General features: G+C 58.6%; 16 protein-coding genes and 1 pseudogene. 7 read left to right on the top strand and 10 right to left on the bottom strand.

Features of this window, described 5'->3' with window-relative positions; genetic code table 11:
• The 5 genes from nrdG to treR form a co-directional block, all read right to left on the bottom strand.
• The gene (nrdG, locus tag C3F35_RS09330) at positions 1 to 465 is read right to left on the bottom strand and encodes an anaerobic ribonucleoside-triphosphate reductase-activating protein (protein WP_032616251.1); all 465 of its coding nucleotides are present in this window, start codon (positions 463 to 465) and stop codon (positions 1 to 3) included.
• A 479-nt stretch (positions 466 to 944) separates the two neighbouring features.
• A complete protein-coding gene (gene nrdD, locus C3F35_RS09315; RefSeq protein WP_032616252.1) occupies positions 945 to 3,083 on the bottom strand; it encodes an anaerobic ribonucleoside-triphosphate reductase in 2,139 nt (712 codons plus the stop codon).
• Between the two features lie 380 nt (positions 3,084 to 3,463).
• Positions 3,464 to 5,119: an alpha,alpha-phosphotrehalase gene (gene treC, locus C3F35_RS09310; protein ID WP_103793139.1), complete on the bottom strand. Its 1,656-nt coding sequence runs from the start codon at positions 5,117 to 5,119 to the stop codon at positions 3,464 to 3,466.
• A 48-nt stretch (positions 5,120 to 5,167) separates the two neighbouring features.
• Positions 5,168 to 6,586 carry a PTS trehalose transporter subunit IIBC gene (treB, locus tag C3F35_RS09305; protein WP_032616258.1) on the bottom strand — a complete coding sequence of 473 codons (1,419 nt, stop codon included), beginning with the start codon at positions 6,584 to 6,586 and terminating at the stop codon, positions 5,168 to 5,170.
• 126 nt (positions 6,587 to 6,712) lie between these two features.
• Positions 6,713 to 7,660 (bottom strand): trehalose operon repressor TreR, encoded by a 948-nt coding sequence (treR, locus tag C3F35_RS09300; RefSeq protein ID WP_103793140.1) that lies wholly within the window; start codon positions 7,658 to 7,660, stop codon positions 6,713 to 6,715.
• 390 nt (positions 7,661 to 8,050) lie between these two features.
• On the opposite strand from treR, the gene mgtA reads away from it, so the two are divergent.
• Positions 8,051 to 10,753, top strand: coding sequence for a magnesium-translocating P-type ATPase (mgtA, locus tag C3F35_RS09290; protein ID WP_103793142.1), 2,703 nt, complete (start codon positions 8,051 to 8,053; stop codon positions 10,751 to 10,753).
• Between the two features lie 889 nt (positions 10,754 to 11,642).
• A complete protein-coding gene (locus tag C3F35_RS09285) occupies positions 11,643 to 14,027 on the top strand; it encodes a beta-N-acetylhexosaminidase (RefSeq protein ID WP_103793143.1) in 2,385 nt (794 codons plus the stop codon).
• A 125-nt stretch (positions 14,028 to 14,152) separates the two neighbouring features.
• On the opposite strand, the gene gbpA is transcribed toward C3F35_RS09285, so the two are convergent.
• The 5 genes from gbpA to C3F35_RS09260 all read right to left on the bottom strand — a co-directional run bounded on the left by gbpA (position 14,153) and on the right by C3F35_RS09260 (position 17,798).
• Positions 14,153 to 15,610 carry an N-acetylglucosamine-binding protein GbpA gene (gbpA, locus tag C3F35_RS09280; protein ID WP_103793144.1) on the bottom strand — a complete coding sequence of 486 codons (1,458 nt, stop codon included), beginning with the start codon at positions 15,608 to 15,610 and terminating at the stop codon, positions 14,153 to 14,155.
• A 183-nt stretch (positions 15,611 to 15,793) separates the two neighbouring features.
• A complete protein-coding gene (gene ridA / locus C3F35_RS09275; RefSeq protein ID WP_032616260.1) occupies positions 15,794 to 16,180 on the bottom strand; it encodes a 2-iminobutanoate/2-iminopropanoate deaminase in 387 nt (128 codons plus the stop codon).
• A gap of 72 nt (positions 16,181 to 16,252) precedes the next feature.
• Positions 16,253 to 16,714 carry an aspartate carbamoyltransferase regulatory subunit gene (gene pyrI / locus C3F35_RS09270; protein WP_059308870.1) on the bottom strand — a complete coding sequence of 154 codons (462 nt, stop codon included), beginning with the start codon at positions 16,712 to 16,714 and terminating at the stop codon, positions 16,253 to 16,255.
• Between the two features lie 12 nt (positions 16,715 to 16,726).
• Positions 16,727 to 17,659, bottom strand: a complete 933-nt coding sequence (gene pyrB / locus C3F35_RS09265; RefSeq protein WP_032616262.1) for an aspartate carbamoyltransferase — start codon at positions 17,657 to 17,659, stop codon at positions 16,727 to 16,729.
• 34 nt (positions 17,660 to 17,693) lie between these two features.
• A complete protein-coding gene (locus C3F35_RS09260) occupies positions 17,694 to 17,798 on the bottom strand; it encodes a pyrBI operon leader peptide (protein ID WP_143111897.1) in 105 nt (34 codons plus the stop codon).
• Positions 17,799 to 18,001: 203 nt separating this feature from the next.
• On the opposite strand from C3F35_RS09260, the gene C3F35_RS09255 reads away from it, so the two are divergent.
• From C3F35_RS09255 to C3F35_RS09235, 5 genes and pseudogenes are all read left to right on the top strand, one after another.
• On the top strand, positions 18,002 to 18,454 hold the full coding sequence (locus tag C3F35_RS09255; RefSeq protein ID WP_103793154.1) for a YhcH/YjgK/YiaL family protein: 453 nt from the start codon (positions 18,002 to 18,004) through the stop codon (positions 18,452 to 18,454).
• Between the two features lie 894 nt (positions 18,455 to 19,348).
• Positions 19,349 to 20,257, top strand: a complete 909-nt coding sequence (locus tag C3F35_RS09250) for a dihydrodipicolinate synthase family protein (protein WP_103793145.1) — start codon at positions 19,349 to 19,351, stop codon at positions 20,255 to 20,257.
• Between the two features lie 14 nt (positions 20,258 to 20,271).
• A pseudogene (locus C3F35_RS09245) lies at positions 20,272 to 22,233 on the top strand (YjhG/YagF family D-xylonate dehydratase); the annotation flags it as partial.
• Between the two features lie 244 nt (positions 22,234 to 22,477).
• A complete protein-coding gene (locus C3F35_RS09240) occupies positions 22,478 to 23,860 on the top strand; it encodes an MFS transporter (RefSeq protein ID WP_103793146.1) in 1,383 nt (460 codons plus the stop codon).
• Positions 23,861 to 23,872: 12 nt separating this feature from the next.
• Positions 23,873 to 25,492 (top strand): glycoside hydrolase family 43 protein, encoded by a 1,620-nt coding sequence (locus C3F35_RS09235; RefSeq protein WP_103793147.1) that lies wholly within the window; start codon positions 23,873 to 23,875, stop codon positions 25,490 to 25,492.

The following is a 25,492-nucleotide window of genomic DNA, read 5'->3' as shown; positions in this document are numbered from 1 at the left end:
TTAACGTAACTGATGCACCACCTGATTACTGCTGCCGCGCCAGATAAGCATCGGATCTTTCAGATCCTGCACAAATTTGCCGTCGATCAGCACGTTGATCAGGTCTACCACCTGCATCTGGGCGTCGTTTAATTCATCCAGTTTGTAGCCGGTCCACACCCAGATATCTTTTCCCACACACTCGGCGCGAATGCGCTGCACCAGCTTCAGAATATCCGGGACGTTTTGCGGATGCAGGGGATCGCCGCCGGAGAGGGAGATCCCCTGGCGTTTAATGCGTGTGTCGTTGAGATCGTCGATGATCCGCTGCTCCATTTCTGCGGTAAACGGCATCCCGGAGTTCAGCCGCCAGGTGCTCTTGTTGTAGCAGCCGGGGCATTCGTGAATGCAGCCGGAGACAAACAGAGTGCAACGGGTGCCAGGGCCGTTGACGATGTCGACGGGATAGTACTGATGATAATTCATTTTCGCTTCTCAATTGGCGCCATGACTACGTTGACTGCCCTCGTTCACCCGGGTCACTTACTGATGTAAGCTCCCCGGGATTCGCTCGCTTGCCGCCTTGTCCTGACGTCAATTGCTTTGCGAAAAGCATGGCTTCTCAATTGACGCCATGACTACGTTGGCTGCCCTCGTTCACCCGGGTCACTTACTGATGTAAGCTCCCCGGGATTCGCTCGCTTGCCGTCTTGTCCTGACGTCAATTGCTTTGCGAAAAGCATGGCGAAAAGCATTGCTTCTCACTTGACGCCATGGCGGCATTGGCTGCCCTCGTTCACCCGGGTCACTTACTGATGTAAGCTCCCGGGATTCGCTCGCTTGCCGCCTTGCCCTGACGTCAGGTGCTTTGCGAAAACCAGGTCCAGGCTTAACAATGTGCTTGATCGATCCCCTCTCCCCTGTGGGGAGAGGGTTAGGGTGAGGGGAAAAACCCTGCGCAGAACTTACCCGATCTGCCCATTCCCCAGATGCTTCACGCGGCGCTTCACCTCTTCCTGCTTACCGGCGTTGAACGGGCGCGCGTCCGGGCTGCCGAGATAACCGCACACGCGGCGGGTCACGGAGACGCGGGCGGCGTCGTGGTTACCGCATTTCGGGCAGGTGAAGCCTTTGCTGGTGCATTCGAACTCGCCGGTAAAGCCGCACTCGTAGCACTCGTCGATTGGTGTGTTAGTCCCGTAATAGGGCACGTGCTGATAGCTATAATCCCACACGTCTTCCAGCGCCTTCAGGTTGTGCTGAATGTTCGGGTATTCGCCGTAACAGATAAAGCCGCCGCTCGCGACCGGTGGGTAGGCCGCTTCAAAATCGATCTTATCGTATGGGTTCACCTTCTTCTCCACGTCGAGGTGGAAGCTGTTGGTGTAGTAACCCTTATCGGTGACACCCTCTACCACGCCAAACTCGGCGGTATCCAGACGGCAGAAGCGATCGCACAGGTTTTCGCTCGGAGTGCTGTAGAGGCTGAACCCGTAGCCGGTTTCATCTTTCCAGCGATCCACCGCGTCGCGCAGACGCTGGACGATAGCGATGCCTTTCGCACGCAGGGCCTCGCTGTCGTAGACATGCTGGTCGCCAAACAGGGCGTTAATGGTTTCGTGGATGCCGATATAGCCCAGCGAGATAGAAGCGCGGCCGTTTTTGAAGATCTCCGACACATCGTCATCAGCTTTCAGACGCACGCCGCAGGCCCCTTCCATATATAAAATCGGGGCGACACGGGCTTTGACCCCTTCCAGACGGGCGATACGGGTCATCAGCGCCTTACGCGCCAGCAGCAGGCGCTCGTCCAGCAACGTCCAGAAGGCGGCCTCGTCGCCTTTGGCTTCCAGCGCGATGCGCGGCAGATTCAGGCTGATCACGCCCAGGTTGTTACGACCGTCGTGGATCTGCTCGCCGTTTTCATCTTCGTACACGCCAAGGAAGCTGCGGCAGCCCATCGGGGTTTTGAACGAACCGGTGACTTTCACCACCTGGTCATAGTTCAGAATGTCCGGGTACATGCGCTTGCTCGCGCACTCTAATGCCAGCTGTTTGATGTCGTAGTTGGCATCGCCAGGCTTATGATTCAGGCCGTCGCGGATGGCGAACACCAGTTTCGGGAACACCGCGGTTTTGCGATTTTTACCGAGACCCGAGATGCGGTTACGCAGAATGGACTGCTGGATCAGACGTGATTCCCAACTGGTGCCCAGACCGAAGCCAAAGGTGACAAACGGCGTCTGGCCGTTGGCGGTGTGCAGGGTGTTCACCTCATACTCCAGTGACTGGAAAGCGTCGTAACACTCTTTCTCGGTGCGGGTGCGGGCATAGCCGTCCGCATCCGGGATCTGCCACTCTTCCGCCACCTGGCGATGCTTGGCAAAGCTGGCGGCAACAAACGGAGCCAGCACTTCGTCGATACGGTTGATGGTGGTACCGCCATAGATATGGCTGGCGACCTGGGCGATGATCTGCGCCGTGACCGCGGTGGCAGTAGAAATGGATTTTGGCGGCTCAATCTCGGCGTTGCCCATCTTGAAGCCGTGGGTCAACATACCTTTCAGGTCGATCAGCATGCAGTTGAACATCGGGAAGAACGGCGAATAGTCGAGATCGTGATAATGAATATCCCCGCGCTCGTGCGCCTGCACCACATCACGCGGTAGCAGGTGCTGACGGGCATAGTGTTTGGCCACGATACCGGCCAGCAGATCACGCTGGGTGGGGATCACTTTGCTGTCTTTATTGGCGTTTTCGTTGAGCAGCGCAGAGTTGGTCTGTTCGACCAGGCCGCGGATCTCCTGATTCAGGCGACCGCGTTTTTCACGCTCGATATCCCGGTCGTGACGGTATTCAATGTAGGCGCGAGCCAGTTGTTTATACGGACCCGACATCAGCTGGTTTTCCACCGCGGTCTGGATCTCGTTGATATCCACCTTGCTGCGGTTTTTCATCTGATTACTGACGACGTCTGCGACGGTGGCGCAGTAATCTGCGTCATCGACTCCCGCTGCTTTAGCTGCACGCAGAATCGCTTCCTGAATGCGCTCTGATTTGAAAGGCACGTTACAGCCATCTCGTTTCATCACATGCGGTGTCATGATCACTCCATTCATCTATTTATAACTACAGGTTATCCACAGAGTCAGGGAAAAGGGTCGGGGCCGTAACTGCCGACACGCGCGCGATTTCTCCTGATATCGACCCTTTTTATCCACAATTTTAAGCAGCGTGGTTTGCATCGTCTTGTGGCAATAATAGACGATGAATACAACATCTTGGGTCGGCGAGCATTCTAAGTTCTATATATAGTGATTTGCATCAAACAAGTTTGCGATTTATTTGATTCAGGACAAGGTAAAAAACAGAGTGTACAGATGACGGGCGATCCGGGGTTTGTAAATTATTCAAGCGCTAATCTGGTTGATTTTGCATCAAAAAAAGCGTGCGCCGGGCAACCGTGCGGGCCCGGCGGATAGCGTCAGGCCTGTAGCCACCATACCGCTTCAAACGGTCGCAGGGTCATGGCGCCAGGCTGCGGCGAGACTTCGCTGTAGTTGCTCATCACTACCTGCCAGTCGCCTTCCACCGCCTGCGGATGCCACGGCTGGCACTCGCGGCTCAGGCTGGCGACCACCATCAGTGTCTGGCCCTGCCACTGACGGCGATAGCACCACAGCGACGGATGATCCGGGAGCAGATCTTGATAATCCCCCCAGGTCAGTACCGGCAGGGTTTTACGCAGTTTGATCAACGCCTGGTAGGCGTAAAACACCGAGTCGGGATCGGCCAGCGCCGCCTCGACGTTGATTGCTTCCGCGTTATTCCCCAGAGCGATCCACGGCTCGCCGGTAGTGAACCCGGCATGGGCCGAGGCATCCCACTGCATTGGCGTGCGGCTGTTGTCGCGGGACTTACTTGCGAGGATCGCCAGCAGCTCGTCGGCATCCCGCCCCTGCGTGCGCAGCTCGGCGAACATGTTGTGGCTCTCCACGTCGCGGTAGTCGGTGATGCGGCTAAAGTGTGGGTTGGTCATGCCAATCTCTTCACCCTGGTAGACATAAGGCGTGCCCTGCATACCGTGCAGCACCATCGCCAGCATCTTCGCCGCCGGAACGCGGTATTCCCCCTCGTCGCCAAAACGCGAGACGATGCGCGGCTGGTCGTGGTTACACCAGAACAGCGCATTCCAGGCTTTATTGTGCATACCCTGCTGCCAGTGGCTGAAGAGGGCCTTCAGCGCCACAAAATCCGGTTTGGCCAGCGTCCACTTCTCGCCGTTGGGGTAATCCACCTTCAGATGGTGGAAGTTAAAGGTCATCGACAGCTCACGCCCGTCGAGCGCCGCGTACTGCTGACAGTGCGCCAGATGAGTAGAGGACATCTCGCCCACCGTCATCAGGTTGCGCGGGGTAAAGACGTCGCGGCTCATCTCCTGCAGATAGTCGTGAATGCGCGGCCCGTCGGTGTAAAAGCGGCGGCCATCGCCGATCTCATCGTCGGGGAAATCCTGGTCTTTCGACACCAGGTTAATCACGTCGAGACGCAGGCCGTCCACGCCGCGATCGGCCCAGAATTCGCACACCTTTTTCAGCTCGGCGCGCACCTGCGGGTTTTCCCAGTTCAGGTCTGCCTGCTCCGGGGCAAACAGGTGCAGATAGTACTGCTCGCTTTCGGCATGCCAGCGCCAGGCGTTACCGCCAAACTTGGAGCGCCAGTTGTTCGGCAGCTGCTCCGGGGTACCGTCGCGCCAGATATAGAACTCGCGGTACGGACTCTCTTTATTAAGCGACTCACGGAACCACGCATGCTGGGTGGAGGTATGGTTAAACACCATATCCAGCACGATGCGGATCCCGCGTTTATGGGCCTCGGCCACCAGCTCGTCAAAATCATCCAGTGTGCCGTAGGCCGGATCGATGCTGATGTAGTTCGCCACATCGTAGCCGTTATCCACCTGCGGGGAGATATAGAACGGCGTCAGCCAGATGGCGTCGATGCCGAGGGTGCTGAGGTAGTCGAGACGCGAGGTCACGCCGCGTAAATCGCCGGTGCCACGCCCGGTGGTGTCCTGGAAACTCTTCGGGTAGATCTGATAGATGACGCCGTTTTGCCACCAATGAGGAAGGGTATTCATCTTGCGTTCCTGCAAATGCGAAGGGGCGCAACGGCGCCCCGAAAAAAATTAAACAATCTGTAACGCGCCCTGACGGAATTTGCGCTGGTAGATCACGGTGGTCAGTGCCATCGGTACGATAATCGCAATGGCCATCGCCAGGGAGAACACCTGCCAGTAGCCCGGCTGGATGGAGAGGATACCCGGCAGGCCGCCGACACCAATGCCGTTAGCCATCACGCTGTTCAGGCCGCACAGCAGGCCCGCCAGCCCGGAGCCGATCATGGCGCACAGCATCGGGAAGCGGTATTTCAGGTTGATGCCGTACATCGCCGGTTCGGTGACACCGAGGTAGGCGGAGATCGCCGCTGGAACCGAGATTTCACGTTCGTTATGCTTCCGGCTGACGATAATGATGCCGGTAACCGCCGAGGCCTGGGCAATGTTCGACAGGGCGATGAGCGGCCATACCGGGGTGCCGCCGAGGCTCTGGATCATCTGCATATCAATCGCCAGGGTGGTCTGATGCACGCCAGTGATCACCAGCGGGGCATACAGGAAGCCAAACAGCGCGGCACCAATCGGGGCGAAGCTGCCGGTCATCAGGTGGCGCACCGCGTAGGCCACGCCGTCACCGATCATGCGGCCAAACGGACCGATAAAGGCGTGGGCGAGGAACACCGCGAGGATCAGGGAGCACACCGGCACCACCACCAGATAGAGGTAGTCCGGCACCATGCGCTTCAGGCGGGTCTCAATCATCCCCAGCGCCAGACCGGCCAGCAGGGCCGGGATCACCTGGGCCTGATAGCCGACTTTGGCGATAGTAAACAGGCCGAAGTTCCACACTTCAGGTACCTGCTGTCCAAGTAAGTAAGCGTTCATTAACTGCGGAGAGACCAGCGTTACGCCCAGTACGATACCCAGAATCGGCGTACCGCCCATTTTGCGCACCGCCGACCAGCAGATCCCCACCGGCAGATAGAAGAAGATCGCCTCGCCAATCAGCCACAGGAAGTCATAGATGCTTTGCAGGGCCGGATACATCTGGGCCAGGGTTTTGCCGCCGCTCATCGGCACATCGCCAATCACGTTACGGAAGCCGAGGATTAAGCCCCCGCTGATCAGCGCAGGCAGAAGCGGGAAGAAGATCTCCGCGAAATGTGAAATGAGCTGTTCATGCCATTTCATGTTCTGGCGCGCGGCTTTTTTGGCCTGCTCTTTATCCGCCGACGAGTGGCCGGTGGTGGCCAGCAGCGCCTTATAGTAATCACCCACGTCGGTGCCGATCACTACCTGGAACTGGCCCGCATTGGTAAAGCAGCCTTTCACCATCGACAGCTCCTCGATGGCTTTGGGATTCGCTTTGGCCGGGTCGTTTAGCACAAAGCGCAGGCGGGTGATGCAGTGGCTGACCGTGGCGATGTTGTCACGTCCGCCAACCAGCACGATTAACTGGTCGATATCCGTTTGTTTTACTTTGCTCATCATGAAACCTCATGACAGATGGTAGGGGGTTATGGACTGGTGGCAAGCCTACTCTGAACCGGTAATAACGAAAATGGGAACGTTCCCGAAACCGGGCGAGGATCACAATAAAGCGTCTTTTAACGCTCAGGAGAGGGTGGCGGGAATGACGATCTGGCGGGGTTCGCTGCGGCCGTTGATCTGCTCAATCAACTGCATAGCGGTCTGGCGGCCGGATTCGGCGTAGCCAGGATCGACGGTAATAATCTCCGGGTGAAGGAACTTCATCAGCGGCGTGTTACCCACGCTCGCCAGCTGCAGGCCGTCGAGGCGCTGCTCTTGTAAGTACTTACTTGCGCCCAGAGCCAACGTATCCGTGGCACAGACCAGGGCAGTCGTCTGTGGGGTCAGCACGTCAGGCACCTTTTCATAGCCCTGTTTCATTCCAAGACCGGGTAACGCGGCCACGGCAGGCAACGCATACTTTTTGCAGAATTCCAGATAGGCATTGTGGCGGCGCTGGCCGGTGGTGACGTCGGTGTGCGGCACGCCGAGATAGCTGATATGGCGATGGCCGCTGTCATACAGGCGCTGCATCAGAATGCGGATCGCCCCTTCATCGTCGTAGCATACGGAGGCAAAGCCGCGGGCATCGCGCGCCAGCAGCACCAGCGACGACTGCCACGGCGTGAGCATCTGCTCGTTAAGGCCGGTGAAGCCAAACAGCACCACACCGTCGATGTTGCGGCGTTTCAGCATCCCGAGATGCTCTTCCACCATCTGCGGCGAGAACTTGCTCTCCATCATGATCGGATCGTAACCCTGTTCGTAGAAGACAGGCAGCATGGTCTGCACGGCAAGGTTTTCCGACAGCGAATCCAGACGGGTGACCATGATCGCCACCACTTTGTCGCTCTGCCCCCGCATGGCGCGCGCCGAGCGCGACGGGGAGAAGCCGTGCTGATTCATTACCGCCTCAACGCGTTCGCGGGTGCGTTCGCTGACACCACTTTCGTTGTTCAGCACCCGTGAGACGGTGGATTTACCCACGCCGCTCAGACGCGCGATGTCTTTAATGGTGAGGCGGTTCTGCATGCTTTCATTCCTGTAACGCATTGATGAAATAATCAATAAGCCTAAATCGGGGGTCCGGTTCCGCAATGAGCAAAGTCTGGTTTACGTTTGGTTTAATGCCTGGGCGCTATCATACCGCCCGAATAGTCACAAACGGTACGGCTAAAACACTATACTGCGCGCCGACTTACCTTTTTTTACTTACCGGAGGCGATATGGATCCCGATCCCACCCCTCTCCCGCGAGGGAGAACCCTTTCTTTCCGGTAAGCCTGTTCTCACTGTCTTACCGGATGCGTAAGGCAGTGACGTTATTCAACGTTCCTGCATAACTGATACCGCCGCTCAGGCGTGGCTTTGTCACGTCTGAAGGCAAGACTGCGCCCGTCTTCACGGGTGCGGGGGACGTGTTATGTTCAAAAATTTCACACAACAGCTGCTGGCCCGGCTGGGCCGCCACCTGCCGCGCCGTCTGGTGCAGCGCGATCCAATGGCAACGGGCAAAACCGATGCCGTCATTCCCGGCGCACTGGCCGCCCACTGTCTGCGAATCGCCGCGATGGAAGAGCCTGACCTGTGGCGGACGTTTGCCAGCCACCCGGAAGGGCTGACGGCTGCCGAGGTCGAAACCGCCCGCGCCACACATGGCGAAAATCAGATCCCGGCACAAAAACCGGCCCGCTGGTGGGTGCATCTGTGGGTCTGCTACCGCAACCCCTTTAACCTGCTGCTGACGGTGCTGGGCGTTATCTCCTATGCCACTGAAGATCTGTTTGCCGCCGGGGTGATCGCCCTGATGGTGGGCATCTCCACGCTGCTGAACTTTATCCAGGAGGCCCGCTCCACCCGGGCGGCAGATGCCCTGAAGGCGATGGTCAGCAACACCGCTACCGTCTTAAGGACGATCAACGATAAAGGCGAAAGCGTCTGGCAGGAGCTACCGATTGACCAGCTGGTGGTGGGCGATGTGGTTAAGCTGGCGGCCGGGGACATGATCCCGGCGGATTTACGCCTTCTCCAGGCGCGGGATCTGTTTGTGGCCCAGGCTTCGCTGACCGGGGAATCCCTGCCGGTGGAAAAGGTGGCCCACAGCCGCGATCCGCAGCAGAGCAACCCGCTGGAGTGCGACACCCTGTGCTTTATGGGCACCACGGTGGTGAGCGGCACGGCGCAGGCGATGGTGATCGCCACCGGGGGCAATACCTGGTTCGGGCAACTGGCCGGGCGCGTCAGCGAGCAGGAGAGCGAGCCGAACGCCTTTCAGCAGGGGATTGGCCGCATCAGCATGCTGCTGATCCGCTTCATGCTGGTGATGACGCCCATCGTGCTGCTGATTAACGGCTACACCAAAGGTGACTGGTGGGAAGCGGCGCTGTTTGCGCTCTCGGTGGCGGTGGGGCTGACCCCGGAAATGCTGCCGATGATTGTTACCTCGACCCTGGCGCGTGGGGCAGTCAAACTCTCGAAGCAAAAGGTGATCGTCAAACACCTCGACGCCATTCAGAACTTTGGCGCCATGGACATCCTCTGCACCGACAAAACCGGCACCCTGACCCAGGACAAAATTGTGCTGGAGCACCATACCGACGTCTCGGGCAAGGAGTGCGAGCGGGTGCTGAACACTGCCTGGCTGAACAGCCATTACCAGACCGGGCTGAAGAACCTGCTCGACGTCGCGGTACTGGAAGGGGTGGATGAAGCCGTCGCCCGCACACTCTCGACCCGCTGGCAGAAAGTGGATGAGATCCCCTTTGATTTTGAGCGCCGCCGCATGTCGGTGGTGGTAAGTGAAGAGCAGGGCGTCCATCAGCTGATCTGTAAAGGGGCGCTGCAGGAGATCCTGAACGTGTCGACCCAGGTGTGGCATAACGGCGAGATTGTGCCGCTGGACGACAGCATGTTGCGGCGCATCCGGCGCGTCACCGACAACCTCAACCGCCAGGGGCTGCGGGTGGTGGCGGTCGCCAGCAAGTTTTTGCCGGCCCGCGAAGGAGATTACCAGCGTATTGACGAATCGGATCTGATCCTCGAAGGCTATATTGCCTTCCTCGATCCGCCGAAAGAGACCACCGCCCCGGCGCTCAAAGCGCTGAAAAACAGCGGCATCACGGTGAAAATCCTCACCGGCGACAGCGAGCTGGTGGCCGCAAAGGTGTGCCGCGAAGTCGGCCTGGATGCGGGCAAGGTGGTGACGGGCAGCGAGATCGAAACGCTTTCCGACGACGAGCTGGCAACCCTTGCGAAGCGCACCACGCTGTTCGCGCGCCTGACCCCGATGCACAAAGAGCGCATTGTCACTCTGCTGAAGCGCGAAGGGCATGTGGTGGGCTTTATGGGAGATGGCATTAACGATGCGCCCGCGCTGCGTGCCGCGGATATCGGGATTTCGGTGGATGGCGCGGTGGATATCGCCCGGGAGGCGGCGGACATCATTCTGCTGGAGAAGAGCCTGATGGTGCTTGAAGAGGGGGTGATCGAAGGCCGCCGCACCTTCGCCAACATGCTCAAGTACATCAAAATGACCGCCAGCTCCAACTTCGGCAACGTCTTCAGCGTGCTGGTGGCGAGCGCGTTTCTGCCCTTCCTGCCGATGCTGCCGCTGCACCTGCTGATCCAGAACCTGATGTACGACGTCTCGCAGGTGGCGATCCCGTTTGATAATGTCGATGATGAGCAGATCCAAAAGCCGCAGCGCTGGGAGCCGGCAGAACTGGGCCGTTTCATGCTCTTTTTCGGTCCAATCAGTTCGATCTTTGACATTTTGACCTTCTGCCTGATGTGGTTTGTGTTCCATGCCACCACGCCGGAACAACAGACGCTGTTCCAGTCCGGCTGGTTTGTGGTCGGGCTGCTGTCGCAAACGCTGATTGTGCACATGATCCGCACGCGGCGGATCCCGTTCCTCCAGAGCCGCGCCGCCTGGCCGCTGATCCTGATGACCGGACTGGTGATGGTGCTCGGCATCGCGCTACCGTTCTCGCCGCTGGCAGGCTATCTGCAATTGCAGGCGCTACCGCTGAGCTACTTCCCGTGGCTGGTGGCGATCCTCGCGGGCTATATGGTGCTGACGCAGATGGTGAAAGGGTTCTATAGCCGCCGGTATGGGTGGCAGTGACCTGTTTTTACTCACCTCACCTTCACCTTCACCCTCACCCTCACCCTCACCCTAACCCTCTCCCTAAAAGGGAGAGGGGACAGTCTGGTGCGGTCTTTTGCCTCTGGCTCTTATAGGGAGAGGGTCGGGGTAACGGGACAGTCCGGTGCGGTTTTTCCCCCTCGCCCCTTTGGGGAGAGGGCCTGGGTGAAGGGGCTGCCCGGTGCGGTCTTTTCCCCCTCGCCCCTGTGGGGAGAGAGCCGGGGTGAGGGGACAGCCCGGTGCGGTCTTTTCCCCCTCGCCCCTTTGGGGAGAGGGCCGGGGTGAGGTGACAGCCCGGTGCGGTCTTTCCTCCCTCGCCCCTGTGGGGAGAGGGCCGGGGTGAGGGGACAGCCCGATGCGGTTTTCCCCCCTCGCCCCTGAGGGGAGAGGGCCGGGGTGAGGGGACAGCCCGGTACGGTCTTTCCCCCTCGCCCCTTTGGGGAGAGGGCTTGGGTGAGGGGACAGCCCGGTGCGGTTTTCCCCCTCGCCCCTCTGGGAAGAGGGCCGGAGTGAGGGGATCGCCCGGTACGGTCTTTTCCCCCTCGCCCCTGTGGGGACAGGGCCGGGGTGAGGGATCGCCCGGTACGATCTTTTCCCCCTCGCCCCTGTGGGGAGAGGGCCGGGGTGAGGGGACCGCCGGTGCGGTCTTTTCCCCCTCGCCCCTGTGGGGAGAGAGCCGGGGTGAGGGGACCGCCGGTGCGGTCTTTTCCCCCTCGCCCCTTTGGGGAGAGGGCCGGGGTGAGGGGACTGGCTTTCCTCTCAAATTCAAGAACCTGTGATCCCCGCCATGCCATTTGCTTGACGACAATTTGTACGCATGTTAACAGAATGTTTTGCCTTTTTTCGGCCCGTCAAATAAGGAACATTCATGTTACGGTACAGCTTGTTAACCGCCGGGCTTATGCTCGGCTTTTCTGCGTTTGCCGCCCCGGCAGGCGATCTTCCCCTGATGCCCTGGCCTGCAAAGGTCGAACGTCCTGCCACCCAGGGCGCGCTGGTCATCAGCAATGACTTCTCGGTCAGCGTCTCCGGGGACGATCTCGGCGATGCGGTGACCCGTCTGCGCCAGCGGGTGGCGCAGCAGACCGGCTGGACGCTCCAGCCGCAGGCCGATAAACCGGCGAAGCCGACGGTGACCATCGCCATCGCCCGCAAAGTGGCTCCGCAGCCCAAACCGGACAGCGACGAAAGCTACAAACTCACCGTGGACGCCAGCGGGGTGAATATCACCGCCAATACGCGCTTCGGCGCGCTGCGGGCGATGGAAACTCTGCTCCAGCTGATCCAGAACGGTGCGGAAAACACTTCCCTGCCGTGGGTCGCCATTGAGGATGCCCCGCGCTTCCCGTGGCGCGGCCTGCTGCTCGATTCGGCCCGCCACTTTATTCCGCTCGACGACATCAAACGCCAGATCGACGGCATGGCGGCGGCAAAGCTTAACGTGCTGCACTGGCACTTAACCGACGATCAGGGCTGGCGTTTTGCCTCGAAGCGCTATCCGAAACTGACCGAACTTGCCAGCGACGGTCTGTTCTACACCCAGGATCAGATGCGCGACGTGGTGCGCTACGCCACTGCGCGTGGTGTTCGCGTGGTGCCTGAAATTGACATGCCGGGCCACGCTTCGGCCATTGCGGTGGCCTACCCGGAACTGATGAGCGCGCCGGGGCCGTATGAGATGGAGCGCCACTGGGGCGTGCTCAAGCCGGTAATGGATCCTACCAAAGAGGCTACGTATGCATTTGCCGGAGCGATGATCGCCGAACTGGCGGCGATCTTCCCGGATCCCTATCTGCACATCGGCGGCGATGAGGTGGACGACAGCCAGTGGAAAGCGAATCCTGCCATCCAGCAGTTTATGCGCGACAACAAACTGGCCGACAGCCACGCGTTGCAGGCGTATTTCAACCGCAAGCTGGAGACGATCCTCGAAAAGAACCAGCGTCAGATGGTGGGCTGGGATGAGATCTTCCACCCGGATCTGCCGAAAAGCATCCTGATCCAGTCCTGGCAAGGGCAGGACGCACTGGGTGAGGTGGCGAAGCAGGGCTATAAAGGGATCCTCTCCACCGGGTTTTATCTCGATCAGCCCCAGTACACCGCCTATCACTACCGCAATGAGATCGTGCCCCAGGGGCTAAACAATGTGGACGTCATCACCGACCGCGACAGCGCCCAGAGCTGGTCCTTTACCCTGCCGCGCCTGAAGGGCAAGCCGGTGGAGGGGAGCTTCACGCTGGTAAAAGGTGACGCGGGCTGGCGTGGGTTTATCGATTTCAACGGCAAATCGCGGCGTGCAGTGCAGGACATCGACTGGCGCAGCGACAACCAGGTAAGCTTCACCGTCGATACCTGGATGGGGGAGACCCGCCCGGTGGTGACGGTGAAAGATGACAAGATCGAGGGCTATTTCCTGCTGGGCAACAGCCGCTATCCGGTGACGGGCCAGCGGCTGGACGCGGTGCCGGAAGGGATCGCCCCGGCGGTGCCGGATGCCAGCCAGCAGGCCAATCTGCTGGGCGGCGAGGCGGCGCTGTGGGCGGAAAACGTCGCGGCCCCGGTGCTCGATATCAAGCTGTGGCCACGGGCGTTTGCGGTGGCGGAGCGGCTGTGGTCGGCGCAGGAGGTGAACGATGTCGAGAACATGTACACCCGCCTGCAGGCGATGGACACCTGGTCAACGGTGTCGGTAGGGTTACAGCAACACGCCCGGCAGCAGGCGCAGTTCACGCGTCTGGGGAATACCACCGACACGCTGGCACTGAACATCCTCGCCCAGGCGCTGGAGCCTGCCCAGTATTACACCCGTAACCATCTCAAGTTCCAGGCCGGGAATTACGACCTGTTTGAGCCGCTGAACCGTTTTGCCGACGCGCTGGCACCGGAAAGTAACACGGTGCGGCAGATGAACCGCTGGGTTGAGCGTCTGGTGAGCGATGCTGAAGACAGCGAAAGCGCGGAATCGCTGCGTCATCTGTTTACCCGCTGGCAGACCAACACCCCGGACGCGCTGGCGCTGGCGGGGAACAACTATCAGCTTAAAGCGCTGAAGCCGGTGATTCTGACGGTGGATAAACTGGCGGCGATAGGGCTGCGCCTGACGGATCTGGTGGCACGACAGGGGACGCTGGATGATACCGAGATTGCGTCGATTCAGGGGGAGTTAGATAACGCGGCGCAGATTCAGGATGAGGTGGTGATTGCGGCGGTGTATCCGCTGGAGAAACTGCTGCGCGCCACGCGCAATCAGTAGGGTAAAACGCCTGCCCGGTGGCGCTACGCCTGCCGGGCCTGCGGAGGGATGACCTTGCAGGCCCGGCAAACGAAGCGTCACCGGCAAACAGCGTAAACGCCTCTGTATGCCGGGCGTTTACATCACTATTTCTGCAGCGTCCACGCCATCTGCCAGTGAGAACCTACACCTGGTTCAAACTGGTTAGCCGTTGGTGCGTACTGCACGCAGTAGCCGCTGTATGGCGCTTTCTTACATTTGTAAGTTTTGCCATTCTTCGGTTGCAGAACCACAGTGTCTGCTTTGTAAGACGAAAGATTCTGCGGGAAGGTAAAGTCGTATTTACCCGCAGCACCGGTATCCGCACTGGCTTCGCCTTCCAGCATCATGTCGATCACGTCCTGCGCGAACATAACGCCATCTTTGTTGGTCGCGAAGTATTTCAGCATGTGGTGGCCAGGGGTCACGTCAGTCAGGTTCATGGTCACGTCCTGGTTGGCGTTGTTCATGTCCTGCTTCACATAACCTTTTTCTGCACCGACGTGGTTCATCACACGGGCTTCCAGGTTGACGTCCCCCTGGGTGTTAACATGGAAGGTCACGGTTGCCGCGCCGTCTTTAACTTTGCTGAACTGCACGTTGGTCACAGCGATATCTTCGCTGGCCTGAGTCTGCTGCTCTTCATAAGAGATGGCGACAGATTTCAGGGCGCTACCGTCTTTCACGTAGACGTTGTTCGCGCCGTGAACCGGGTTAACCACGCCGCTTTCATCTTTCACCCCGACACGTACATCGCTGTGTGCTGCGTTGATCGCCTGCGCCAGATCGAATGCCCACTGATTTGCCTGGCCCTGAGATGCAGAGGAGACAGTCAGTTCGGTGCGCATGGAAGCAACTTCACCGTTAGCATCGAAGAAGCGCGCGATCACTTTGTCGCCTGGGTTGATGTTGTTACCGGAGATCTGGCCGTCCAGGGAATGGGTCCACTCGGAAACCACTGCCGGGGTTTCGTCTGGGGTGACATTGCCACCGTTGCCGAAATCAACGTCGATTGCCTGGTAGAAGCTGTTAGTGGTATCGGCAATTTCCCATACCGCGTAAATAACCTGGTAACCGGTACGCTGAGGAACATTACAGCTCATTTCCTGACGTGGAGACGGTGCCTGGCCATTACCGTTAACAGTACAGAATGGAGTGGATTCAAATTGATCGCGGGTCAGCGGTTTATTTGGATTCCAGTCTTGCTTGGTAATATACCAACGCCAGTTAACGGTTTTATGCGGTGCAGTGTGATACCAGGTAAATGTATTTTTACCGGCGGTAATTGGTGTTTTGGTCCAGGCATTCAGGCTCTGACGATCAAGCTGGGAATATTGCGAAATACCGGCGCTGGCAAGCTGACCATCTGGCGGCAGGGCACCTGTCGGGAAGCCAGACGTACGTTCCACGCTCTGTGGTTCATATTGAACGGTACCGCAGTCGATATTTTTACCGAGCTTACACATATAAGCGCGGCTGGCCGGAGACTCCACATAACCATGTGCTAAAGCCGACGAAGCAACCGTGAGTGTGGCAAGTGCCAACGCAATTTTTGACAATTTCATTTTTTATTCCATTAAAGATGATTAATGAGTTTTGGGCACGGCTAGTATCGGCTGGAATAAAAAATTAGTCATTTCAAGCAGAGATGAAAAAGAATAGTGAAAATGCTTGAAGGATATTTCTCTCTGTGTATTCAGATAATAAAAAAGGCAGCCCAGGCTGCCTTTTACTTAGTAAATAATTATTTAGCGGCGCACGGCAATCGCTTCAATTTCGATTTTCACGTCTTTTGGCAGACGCGCCACTTCCACGCAGGAGCGTGCCGGGAAGCCCGCATTGTGCTCGGTGAAGAACGCTTCGTAGGTGGCGTTAACGGTGGCAAAGTCATTGAGATCTTTAACGAACACGGTCGTTTTCACGATATCGCCCACTTTCAGGCCAGCAGATTCAACGATCGCTTTAACGTTTTCCAGCGACTGACGCGCCTGGGCAGAGACGTCTTCCGCCACTTCGCCGGTTTTTGGGTTCACCGGGATCTGGCCGGAGGTGATGATCATGCTGCCAAGATCAACGCCCTGAACGTATGGGCCGATAGCTGCAGGTGCATTTTCCGTCGCGAGTACTTTGGTCATGATTTCTCCTGAATTACAGCGTTATGAGTATGCCTGCCATTATAAAGAGGCAGGCATGCTTTACCACCGCGATTAGTTGGCCAGCACCACATTATGAGAAAACTCTTTTTCGCAGTATTTACATTTGAGCGCGATGTCGTTGGCGCGCTTTTTCACTGCAAAACTGGAGTTAACCGGCTCAGCATGGCTGATGCAGTTGCTGTTCGGGCAGACCAGCACGCTTTCAATACGATCCGGCAGACTCGGGCGGGATTTGCCCACCACTTCGTAATCGTCGATGCGGTTGACGGTCGCTTCCGGTGCGTACAGCGACAGCTGGTTAACCTGCTCGTCGGTCAGGAAGGTGTTCTCGATTTTAATCAGATCTTTACGGCCCATCTCGCCAGAAGGCAGGTTCAGGCCGATGGTGATGCGCTGGTCGGTTTCGGTCAGTTTGAACAGGGTCAGCAGCTTAAAGCCCACCTGCGCAGGGATATGGTCAATTACGGTGCCACGTTTGATGGCTTCGACCTGGAGTTTGTTATCGTGTGTCATGGTCATTTCCCCTTACAGAGCTAAGTCGCGATTCAGAACCAGTGCCAATAACGCCTGGCGAGCGAAGATGCCGTTCCCGGCCTGCTGGAAGTACCAGGCGTGCGGCGTCTTATCCACGTCAGTGGTGATCTCATCGATACGCGGCAGCGGGTGCAGCACTTTCATGTTACTGCGTGCGCCCTCAAGATCGCTGGCGCGCAGGACGAACTGCGCCTTGACGTTGGCGTACTCTGACGGATCAAGACGCTCTTTCTGCACGCGGGTCATATACAGAATATCCACCTCGGCCATCATCTCTTCGATGCTGGCGTGCAGGCTCCACGGGATGCCTTTCTCATCGAGCATATCGAGGATGTACTGCGGCATCGCCAGCGCGTCCGGGGCGACGAAGTAGAAGCGGTTGCCGTTGAACTTCGCCAGCGCCTGCGTCAGGGAGTGGACGGTGCGGCCATATTTCAGGTCGCCGACCATGGCGATGTTCAGGTTCTCCAGACGGCCCTGGGTCTCCTGAATGGTGAACAGATCCAGCAGGGTCTGGGTCGGATGCTGGTTAGCGCCATCCCCGGCGTTCAGCACCGGAACGCCGCCAGAGAACTCGGTCGCCAGACGCGCGGCGCCCTCCTGCGGGTGACGCATCACGATGGCGTCAACGTAGGTGCTGATCACTGAGATGGTATCCGCGAGGGTCTCGCCTTTTTTCCCCAGCGAGGTGTTGCTGCTGTCGGAGAAGCCCACGACGCTTGCGCCCAGACGGTGGATGGAGGTCTCGAACGACAGGCGGGTACGGGTGGAGGCTTCAAAGAAGCAGCTGGCGATCACCTTGTGCTTCAGCAACTCCGGCTGCGGGTTGGCTTTCAGTTTTGCCGCGGTTTCAAGAACCAGCTCCAGCTCTTCACGGCTGAGGTCGTTGATGGAAATGATGTGTTTTTGATAAAGCGGATTCATTTTTATCTCCTGACGCCGGGCAAAAAAAAGCCCCTCAAATGAGGGGCTTCTGGAATAGGGACTGCAACGGGAAGAAAAACGGCAGGCCAGCGTCTTTTTTAAGACGCGCTACGACACTCTGTAGACACTGTTTGACCATGCTTCCTCCCGGCAAATTGTGGGGCATTATACGCAGCCTGATTGGCGGATCAAGCGAATAATGCACACTTTACGCAACGTAAACGGTTAGGTGTGCATGGTTATGCGCTAATGCAAAGCACGCACAAAAAGAAGTGGTATGGCAGCTAAAATTCTCGTATAAAAGCTTAAAATGAAACGATGTTTTATATTGAGGATATCATCATGCTCGTTGGCAACATTCACAACCTCCAGTCCTGGCTGCCACAGGCGCTGCGTCAGGCGATCGAACATGTTAAAACGCATGTGTCAGACGCGACCCCAACCGGTAAGCACGACATCGACGGCAACAATCTGTTCTATCTGGTCTCCGAAGACATGACCCAGCCATTTGAAGAGCGTCGCGCCGAGTATCACGCCCGCTATCTGGATATCCAGATCGTGCTGAAAGGCCAGGAAGGGATGACCTTCAGCACCCTGCCAAACGGCACGCCGGACACCGACTGGCTGGCGGATAAAGACATTGCGTTTCTGCCGGAAGGCGAGCAGGAGAAAACCCTGGTGTTAAGCGAGGGCGACTTCGTAGTCTTCTACCCAGGCGAAGTGCACAAACCGCTGTGCGCGGTGGGCGCGCCTGCGCAGGTCAGAAAAGTTGTTGTTAAAATGCTGCAAAGTTAAGCCCCTCATCCCGGCCCTCTCTCACAGAGCTAAGGGATATCCGGTAATTTTATTGCCCTTAAAGCAATGAAATAATCACAATATCTTAAAAGACTTACAGCGGCTCCCCTGTCCGGCTGAAAATCGACGAAGCGTTTCCGTAAGGCCGGGGCGAGGCGCAGGGACGCGCCGAGAGGGCATAGCCTGCAGGGATGCAGGCTGGTGCCCGACCCGAAAGCCTGGAGGAATAAGCTGAGTGCACCGCGAAGCGGCGATTTTCTTTGCCGGGAGCCGGGGTAGCCAGGGGGGAGGCGGCGAGCCCCCCTGGCACGTTCACGGGTGACGCGGCTGGCAGAGAAGTGCAGAACCTAAAGTGAACGGAACAATCACCTGAGTCGCATGTTCCCCTCACCCCAACCCTCTCCCCAAAGGGGAGAGGGAGCTGACCGTGCCCATTTTTTTGTAGGGATCCCTCACCCCAGCCCTCTCACCAAAGGGGAGAGGGAGCTGACCGTGCCCATTTTTTATGGGGGATCCCTCAGCCCAACCCTCTTCCCAAAGAGGAGAGGGAGCTGACCGTGCCCATTTTTTTGTAGGGATCCCTCACCCCAGCCCTCTCACCAAAGGGGAGAGGGAGCTGATCGTGCCCATTTTTTATGGGGGATCCCTCACCCAACCCTCTCCCCAAAGGGGAGCGGAAGTCGACCGTGCCAATATTTTTGTGGGGAACCCTCAGCCCAGCGGGAGAGAGTGAGGGCCTCAGGCCGCACCCTTTAATATGTGATCCAGCTTAAATTTTCTACACTCCTTCTTTCCTTCCCATTTACCTGCGCTTTTTCTGCGTCATAGTATGAAAATCAAATAAACGAACGCTGTTCTATAATGTAGAACAAATGCTTTCAGCAAGGAGATCCCATGCAGCAGACTCAATCGTTCTCGGGCATTATTCCCCCTGTCTCCACTATCTTCACCGCCGACGGCGCGCTGGATAAAGCCGGTACCGCCGCGTTAATCGACAGCATGATCGACGCTGGTGTAAATGGCCTGTTCTTTTTGGGCAGCGGCGGGGAGTTTTCGCAGCTCAACACCGAAGAACGCAAAGCCATCGCAGAATTTGCTGTCGCCCATGTGGATCGCCGGGTACCGGTGCTGATCGGCACCCGGGGCACCAACGCCCGGGAAACCATCGAGTTGAGCCAGCACGCACAGCAGGTCGGCGCAGACGGCATCGTGGTGATTAACCCCTACTACTGGAAAGTGTCTGAAGCGAACCTGATCCGCTACTTCGAGCAGGTGGCTGACAGCGTGACCCTGCCGGTGATCCTCTATAACTTCCCGGCGTTGACCGGGCAGGATCTGACCCCGCAGCTTGTCAAAACCCTGGTGGACTCTCGCCGCAATATCGTGGGGATTAAAGACACCATCGACTCCGTGGCCCATCTGCGCAGCATGATCCTCACCGTCAAGGCGGCGCACCCCGACTTTGTGGTGCTGTGCGGCTATGACGATCACCTGTTCAATACCCTGCTGTTGGGTGGCGATGGGGCGATCTCCGCCAGCGGCAACTTTGCACCGCAGATTTCGGTGAAACTGTTGCAGGCTTTCCGCGATGGCGATCTGGCCCGGGCGGCGCAGTATCATCAGACCCTGCTGCAAATTCCGCAGATGTATCAGCTGGATGCCCCGTTCGTGAACGTGATTAAAGAGGCCATTTCGCTCTGCGTGCGTCCGGTCTCCACCCACGTGCTGCCGCCTGCCGGGCCGCTGGATGAACCGCGCAAGGCGCAGCTGAAAGCGCTGCTGCAACAGCTCAAGCTCTGCTGAGTCGGACGGTCACGATGTCGATAGAGAAGATTTTTACCCCACAGGACGACGCCTTCTATTCGGTGATCACCCATGCGGCCGGGCCACAGGGGGCGCTCCCCCTGACCCCGCAGATGCTGATGGAATCGCCGAGCGGCAATTTGTTTGGCATGACGCAGAACGCCGGGATGGGGTGGGATGCCAATAAACTCACCGGCAAAGAGGTGCTGATTATTGGCACGCAGGGTGGGATCCGCGCGGGCGATGGCCGCCCGGTGGCGCTGGGTTATCACACCGGCCACTGGGAGATTGGCCTGCAGATGCAGGCGGCGGCGAAAGAGATCACCCGCAATGGCGGGATCCCGTTTGCCGCCTTTGTCAGCGATCCCTGCGACGGTCGCTCCCAGGGCACGCACGGCATGTTCGACTCCCTGCCGTATCGCAACGACGCGGCGATCGTGTTTCGTCGGCTGATCCGCTCCCTGCCGACGCGCCGGGCGGTGATCGGGGTTGCAACCTGCGATAAAGGCCTGCCTGCCACCATGATTGCGTTGGCTTCGATGCACAACCTGCCGACCATTCTGGTGCCGGGCGGGGCCACGCTGCCGCCCACCTTTGGCGAGGATGCGGGCAAGGTGCAGACCATCGGCGCACGTTACGCCAACCATGAGCTTTCGTTGCAGGAGGCCGCCGAGCTGGGGTGTCGCGCCTGCGCGTCGCCGGGCGGTGGCTGCCAGTTCCTGGGCACAGCCGGGACGTCACAGGTGGTGGCCGAAGCCTTAGGGCTGGCGCTGCCGCATTCCGCACTGGCCCCGTCCGGCCAGGACGTGTGGCTGGAGATTTCCCGCCAGTCCGCCCGGGCGGTGGTGGAGCTGGATAACCGCGGCATCACCACACGCGATATCCTCACCGACAAAGCGATTGAGAACGCGATGGTGATCCATGCCGCGTTCGGCGGCTCGACCAACCTGCTGCTGCATATCCCGGCCATTGCCCATGCGGCGGGCTGCACCATTCCTGACGTCGATCACTGGACGCGCATCAACCGTAAGGTGCCGCGGCTGGTGAGCGTTCTGCCCAACGGGCCGGATTATCACCCGACAGTGCGGGCGTTCCTCGCGGGCGGCGTGCCGGAAGTAATGCTCCATCTGCGCGCGCTGGGTCTGCTGCATGAAGATGCCATGACGGTGACCGGGCAGACCGTCGGGGAAAACCTCGACTGGTGGCAGGCCTCGGTGCGCCGCGAACGCTTCCGGCAGTGCCTGCGCGAGCAGGATGGCGTCGATCCTGACGACGTGATCCTGCCGCCGGAACGCGCCAAAGCCCGGGGGCTGACCTCCACGGTGGCGTTCCCGGTGGGCAACATCGCGCCGGAAGGATCGGTGATCAAGGCCACGGCGATCGACCCGTCGGTCGTGGGTGAGGACGGGGTGTACCGTCACACCGGGCGGGCGCGGGTGTTTGTCTCGGAAGCCCGGGCGATCAAGGCGATCAAAAGCGGCGAGATCGAACAGGGCGACATCATGGTGGTGATCGGCGGCGGGCCGTCCGGCACCGGGATGGAAGAGACCTATCAGCTGACTTCGGCGCTCAAGCATGTCTCCTGGGGGAAAACGGTATCGCTGATCACCGATGCTCGCTTCTCGGGCGTCTCCACCGGCGCCTGTTTTGGGCATGTGGCCCCCGAAGCGCTGGCCGGTGGGCCGATTGGCAAACTGCGCGATAACGACATCATCGAGATTGTGGTGGACCGCCTTTCCCTGACCGGCAGCGTCAACTTTATCGGCACGCCGCTGGCACCGCTCACCCCGGCAGAGGGGGCGGTGGAGCTGGCACGTCGTCAGCCACACCCGGAGTTGCATGCCCATGATTTTTTACCTGACGATACGCGGCTGTGGGCGGCATTACAGTCAATAAGTGGCGGCACCTGGAAAGGCTGTATTTATGACACCGATAAAATCATCGAGGTAATAAACGCCGGGAAAAAAGCGCTCGGGTTTAAATATATTTATCACTTTTGTCGCCTACGGGAAATATTCCGTGGGCGGCTTTGCTGTGTTTGTTTTTTATTATTTTTAATCCTCTAAAAACAATTATTTACCTTATATGGCGTCGTGTCACAAAAGCAAAATAACGTAATTCAGAAACAAGATCTGACCATTGCTGGTTAATTGAACAGCTTATTACACTCCATTAACACGATGTTGTGAATTCAGCACACTAAATAAGGGTGTATTTCTGATGATGCAATTAACCATGAAAGATAAAATTGGCTACGGGCTGGGTGATACCGCTTGCGGCTTTGTCTGGCAGGCGACCATGTTCCTGCTCGCCTACTTTTATACCGATGTGTTTGGCCTGTCGGCGGGCATTATGGGCACGCTGTTTTTGGTCTCTCGCGTGCTGGATGCGGTGACCGACCCGCTGATGGGGCTGCTGGTGGACCGCTCCCGTACCCGTCACGGCCAGTTCCGCCCGTTCCTGCTGTGGGGCGCGATCCCGTTTAGCATCGTCTGTATGCTGACGTTTTACACGCCGGACTTCTCCGCCAACGGCAAAATTATTTACGCCTGCGTCACCTACATCCTGCTGACGCTGGTTTATACCTTCGTCAACGTGCCTTACTGCGCCATGCCAGGGGTGATCACCGCCGATCCGAAGGAGCGCCATGCCCTGCAGTCGTGGCGCTTTTTCCTGGCGGCGGCGGGATCGCTGGCGATCAGCGGTATTGCCCTGCCGCTGGTGGGGATCATCGGGAACGGCAACGAGCAGCTCGGTTACTTTGGCGCCATGTGTGTGCTGGGAGTGAGTGGCGTGGTGCTGCTGTACGTCTGCTTCTTCACCACCAAAGAGCGCTACACCTTTGAGGTGCAGCCGGGGTCGTCGGTCGCGAAAGATCTGAAGCTGCTGCTCGGCAACAGCCAGTGGCGGATCATGTGCGCCTTCAAAATGATGGCCACCTGTTCCAACGTGGTGCGCGGTGGGGCGACGCTCTACTTCGTGAAATACGTGATGGACCACCCGGAGATGGCGACCCAGTTTCTGCTTTACGGCAGCATCGCCACCATGTTTGGTTCGCTCTGCTCCTCCCGCCTGCTGGGCCGTTTTGACCGCGTGAAGGCATTCAAGTGGATTATTGTCATCTACTCCCTGATCAGCCTGCTGATTTTCTTCACCCCGGCCGAGCATATGGCGCTGATTTTCGCCCTCAACATTCTGTTCCTGTTTGTGTTTAACACCACGACGCCATTGCAGTGGCTGATGGCCTCCGACGTGGTGGATTACGAAGAGAGCCGCAGCGGCCGCCGTCTGGACGGGCTGGTGTTCTCGACCTATCTGTTCAGCCTGAAGATCGGCCTGGCGATCGGTGGCGCGGTGGTGGGCTGGATCCTGGCGTACGTGAACTACTCCGCCAGCAGCAGCGTGCAGCCGGTCGAAGTGTTAACCACCATCAAAATTCTGTTCTGCGTGGTGCCGGTGGTGCTCTACGTGGGCATGTTCACCATGCTGTCGTTTTATAAGCTCTCGGATGCGCGGGTGGAAGCCATCAGCCAGCAGTTACTTATGCATCGCGCGGCTCAGGGTGAAGCGATCCCCGAAGCGGCAACGGCGGCATCTCATTAAGGAGGAGGCACTATGTACACCATTACCAACCCGATTCTGACCGGCTTTAACCCGGACCCGTCGATGTGCCGTCAGGGCGAGGATTACTACATCGCCACCTCAACCTTTGAGTGGTTCCCTGGCGTGCGCATATACCACTCCCGCGACCTGAAAAACTGGCGGCTGGTGAGTACCCCGCTGGATCGCGTATCGATGCTGGATATGAAGGGCAACCCGGATTCCGGCGGGATCTGGGCGCCGTGCCTGAGCTACGCCGACGGGCAGTTCTGGCTGCTCTATACCGATGTGAAAATTGTCGATTCGCCGTGGAAAAACGGGCGTAACTTCCTGGTAACGGCCCCCTCCATCGAAGGCCCCTGGAGTGAGCCGATCCCGATGGGCAACGGCGGGTTTGATCCCTCCCTGTTCCACGACGACGATGGCCGCAAATACTACATTTATCGCCCGTGGGGGCCGCGCCATCACAGCAATCCACACAACACCATCGTGATGCAGGAATTTGATCCGCAGACCGGCACCCTGTCGCCCGAGCGTAAAACCCTCTTCACCGGCACGCCGCTGGCCTACACCGAAGGGGCGCATATTTACCGTAAGGACGGCTGGTACTATCTGATGGTGGCCGAAGGGGGCACCAGCTACGAACACGCGGTGGTGGTGCTGCGCGCGAAAACGCTGGATGGCCCGTACGAGCTGCACCCCGAGGTGTCGATGATGACCAGCTGGCATCTGCCCGAGAACCCGCTGCAAAAAAGCGGGCACGGCTCGCTGCTCCAGACCCACACCGGCGAGTGGTACATGGCCTATCTCACCAGCCGCCCGCAGCGTCTGCCGGGCATGCCGTTGCTGGCCGCTGGCGGACGTGGCTACTGTTCGCTGGGGCGTGAGACGGGGATTGCGCGCATCGAATGGCGCGACGGCTGGCCGTACGTGGAAGGCGGCAAACACGCCCGACTGACAGTGCCAGGCCCGCAAATGGCCGAGAGCCAGGGCGTGGTGCCGTCTCACTGGCGGGATGATTTCGACGGCGAGCGCCTCGATCCTGAGCTGCAAACCCTGCGCATTCCGTTCGACGATACGCTTGGCTCCCTGCGCGCGCGCCCGGGCTTTTTACGCCTGTACGGCAATGACTCCCTTAACTCGACCTTTACCCAGTCCACCGTGGCGCGCCGCTGGCAGCATTTTGCCTTCCGCGCGGAAACGTGCATGACGTTCGACCCGCGTCACTTCCAGCAGAGCGCGGGCCTGACCTGCTACTACAACAGCAAAAACTGGAGCTACTGCTTTGTCGATTTCGAGGAGGGGCAGGGCAGGACCCTGAAGGTGATCCAGCTTGACCACAACGTGCCGTCGTGGCCGCTGCACGAGCAGCCCATTCCGGTGCCGGATGAGGCGCAGAGCATATGGCTGCGGGTGGATGTCGATCGTCTGGTCTACCGCTACAGCTATTCGTTTGATGGCGAGACGTGGCAGACCGTACCCGTCACCTATGAGGCGTGGAAACTGTCGGATGACTATATCGGTGGGCGAGGCTTCTTTACCGGGGCCTTTGTCGGGCTGCACTGTGAGGATATCAGCGGCGACGGCTGCTACGCCGATTTCGCGTACTTCAGCTATACGCCAGTCACGGCGTAA

This window comes from Leclercia sp. LSNIH3 (genome assembly GCF_002935105.1).
GTDB lineage: Bacteria > Pseudomonadota > Gammaproteobacteria > Enterobacterales > Enterobacteriaceae > Enterobacter > Enterobacter adecarboxylatus.
The sequence above is the reverse complement of the archived record's forward strand: the minus strand, read 5'-3'. Positions and strand labels throughout refer to the sequence as shown.

Excerpts from the sequence above, each read along its gene's own strand:
- nrdG (WP_032616251.1), bottom strand. The coding sequence starts at position 465 with ATGAATTATCATCAGTACTATCCCGTCGACATCGTCAACGGCCCTGGC.
- nrdD (WP_032616252.1), bottom strand. The coding sequence starts at position 3,083 with ATGACACCGCATGTGATGAAACGAGATGGCTGTAACGTGCCTTTCAAA.
- treC (WP_103793139.1), bottom strand. The coding sequence starts at position 5,119 with ATGAATACCCTTCCTCATTGGTGGCAAAACGGCGTCATCTATCAGATC.
- treB (WP_032616258.1), bottom strand. The coding sequence starts at position 6,586 with ATGAGCAAAGTAAAACAAACGGATATCGACCAGTTAATCGTGCTGGTT.
- treR (WP_103793140.1), bottom strand. The coding sequence starts at position 7,660 with ATGCAGAACCGCCTCACCATTAAAGACATCGCGCGTCTGAGCGGCGTG.
- mgtA (WP_103793142.1), top strand. The coding sequence starts at position 8,051 with ATGTTCAAAAATTTCACACAACAGCTGCTGGCCCGGCTGGGCCGCCAC.
- C3F35_RS09285 (WP_103793143.1), top strand. The coding sequence starts at position 11,643 with ATGTTACGGTACAGCTTGTTAACCGCCGGGCTTATGCTCGGCTTTTCT.
- gbpA (WP_103793144.1), bottom strand. The coding sequence starts at position 15,610 with ATGAAATTGTCAAAAATTGCGTTGGCACTTGCCACACTCACGGTTGCT.
- ridA (WP_032616260.1), bottom strand. The coding sequence starts at position 16,180 with ATGACCAAAGTACTCGCGACGGAAAATGCACCTGCAGCTATCGGCCCA.
- pyrI (WP_059308870.1), bottom strand. The coding sequence starts at position 16,714 with ATGACACACGATAACAAACTCCAGGTCGAAGCCATCAAACGTGGCACC.
- pyrB (WP_032616262.1), bottom strand. The coding sequence starts at position 17,659 with ATGAATCCGCTTTATCAAAAACACATCATTTCCATCAACGACCTCAGC.
- C3F35_RS09260 (WP_143111897.1), bottom strand. The coding sequence starts at position 17,798 with ATGGTCAAACAGTGTCTACAGAGTGTCGTAGCGCGTCTTAAAAAAGAC.
- C3F35_RS09255 (WP_103793154.1), top strand. The coding sequence starts at position 18,002 with ATGCTCGTTGGCAACATTCACAACCTCCAGTCCTGGCTGCCACAGGCG.
- C3F35_RS09250 (WP_103793145.1), top strand. The coding sequence starts at position 19,349 with ATGCAGCAGACTCAATCGTTCTCGGGCATTATTCCCCCTGTCTCCACT.
- C3F35_RS09240 (WP_103793146.1), top strand. The coding sequence starts at position 22,478 with ATGATGCAATTAACCATGAAAGATAAAATTGGCTACGGGCTGGGTGAT.
- C3F35_RS09235 (WP_103793147.1), top strand. The coding sequence starts at position 23,873 with ATGTACACCATTACCAACCCGATTCTGACCGGCTTTAACCCGGACCCG.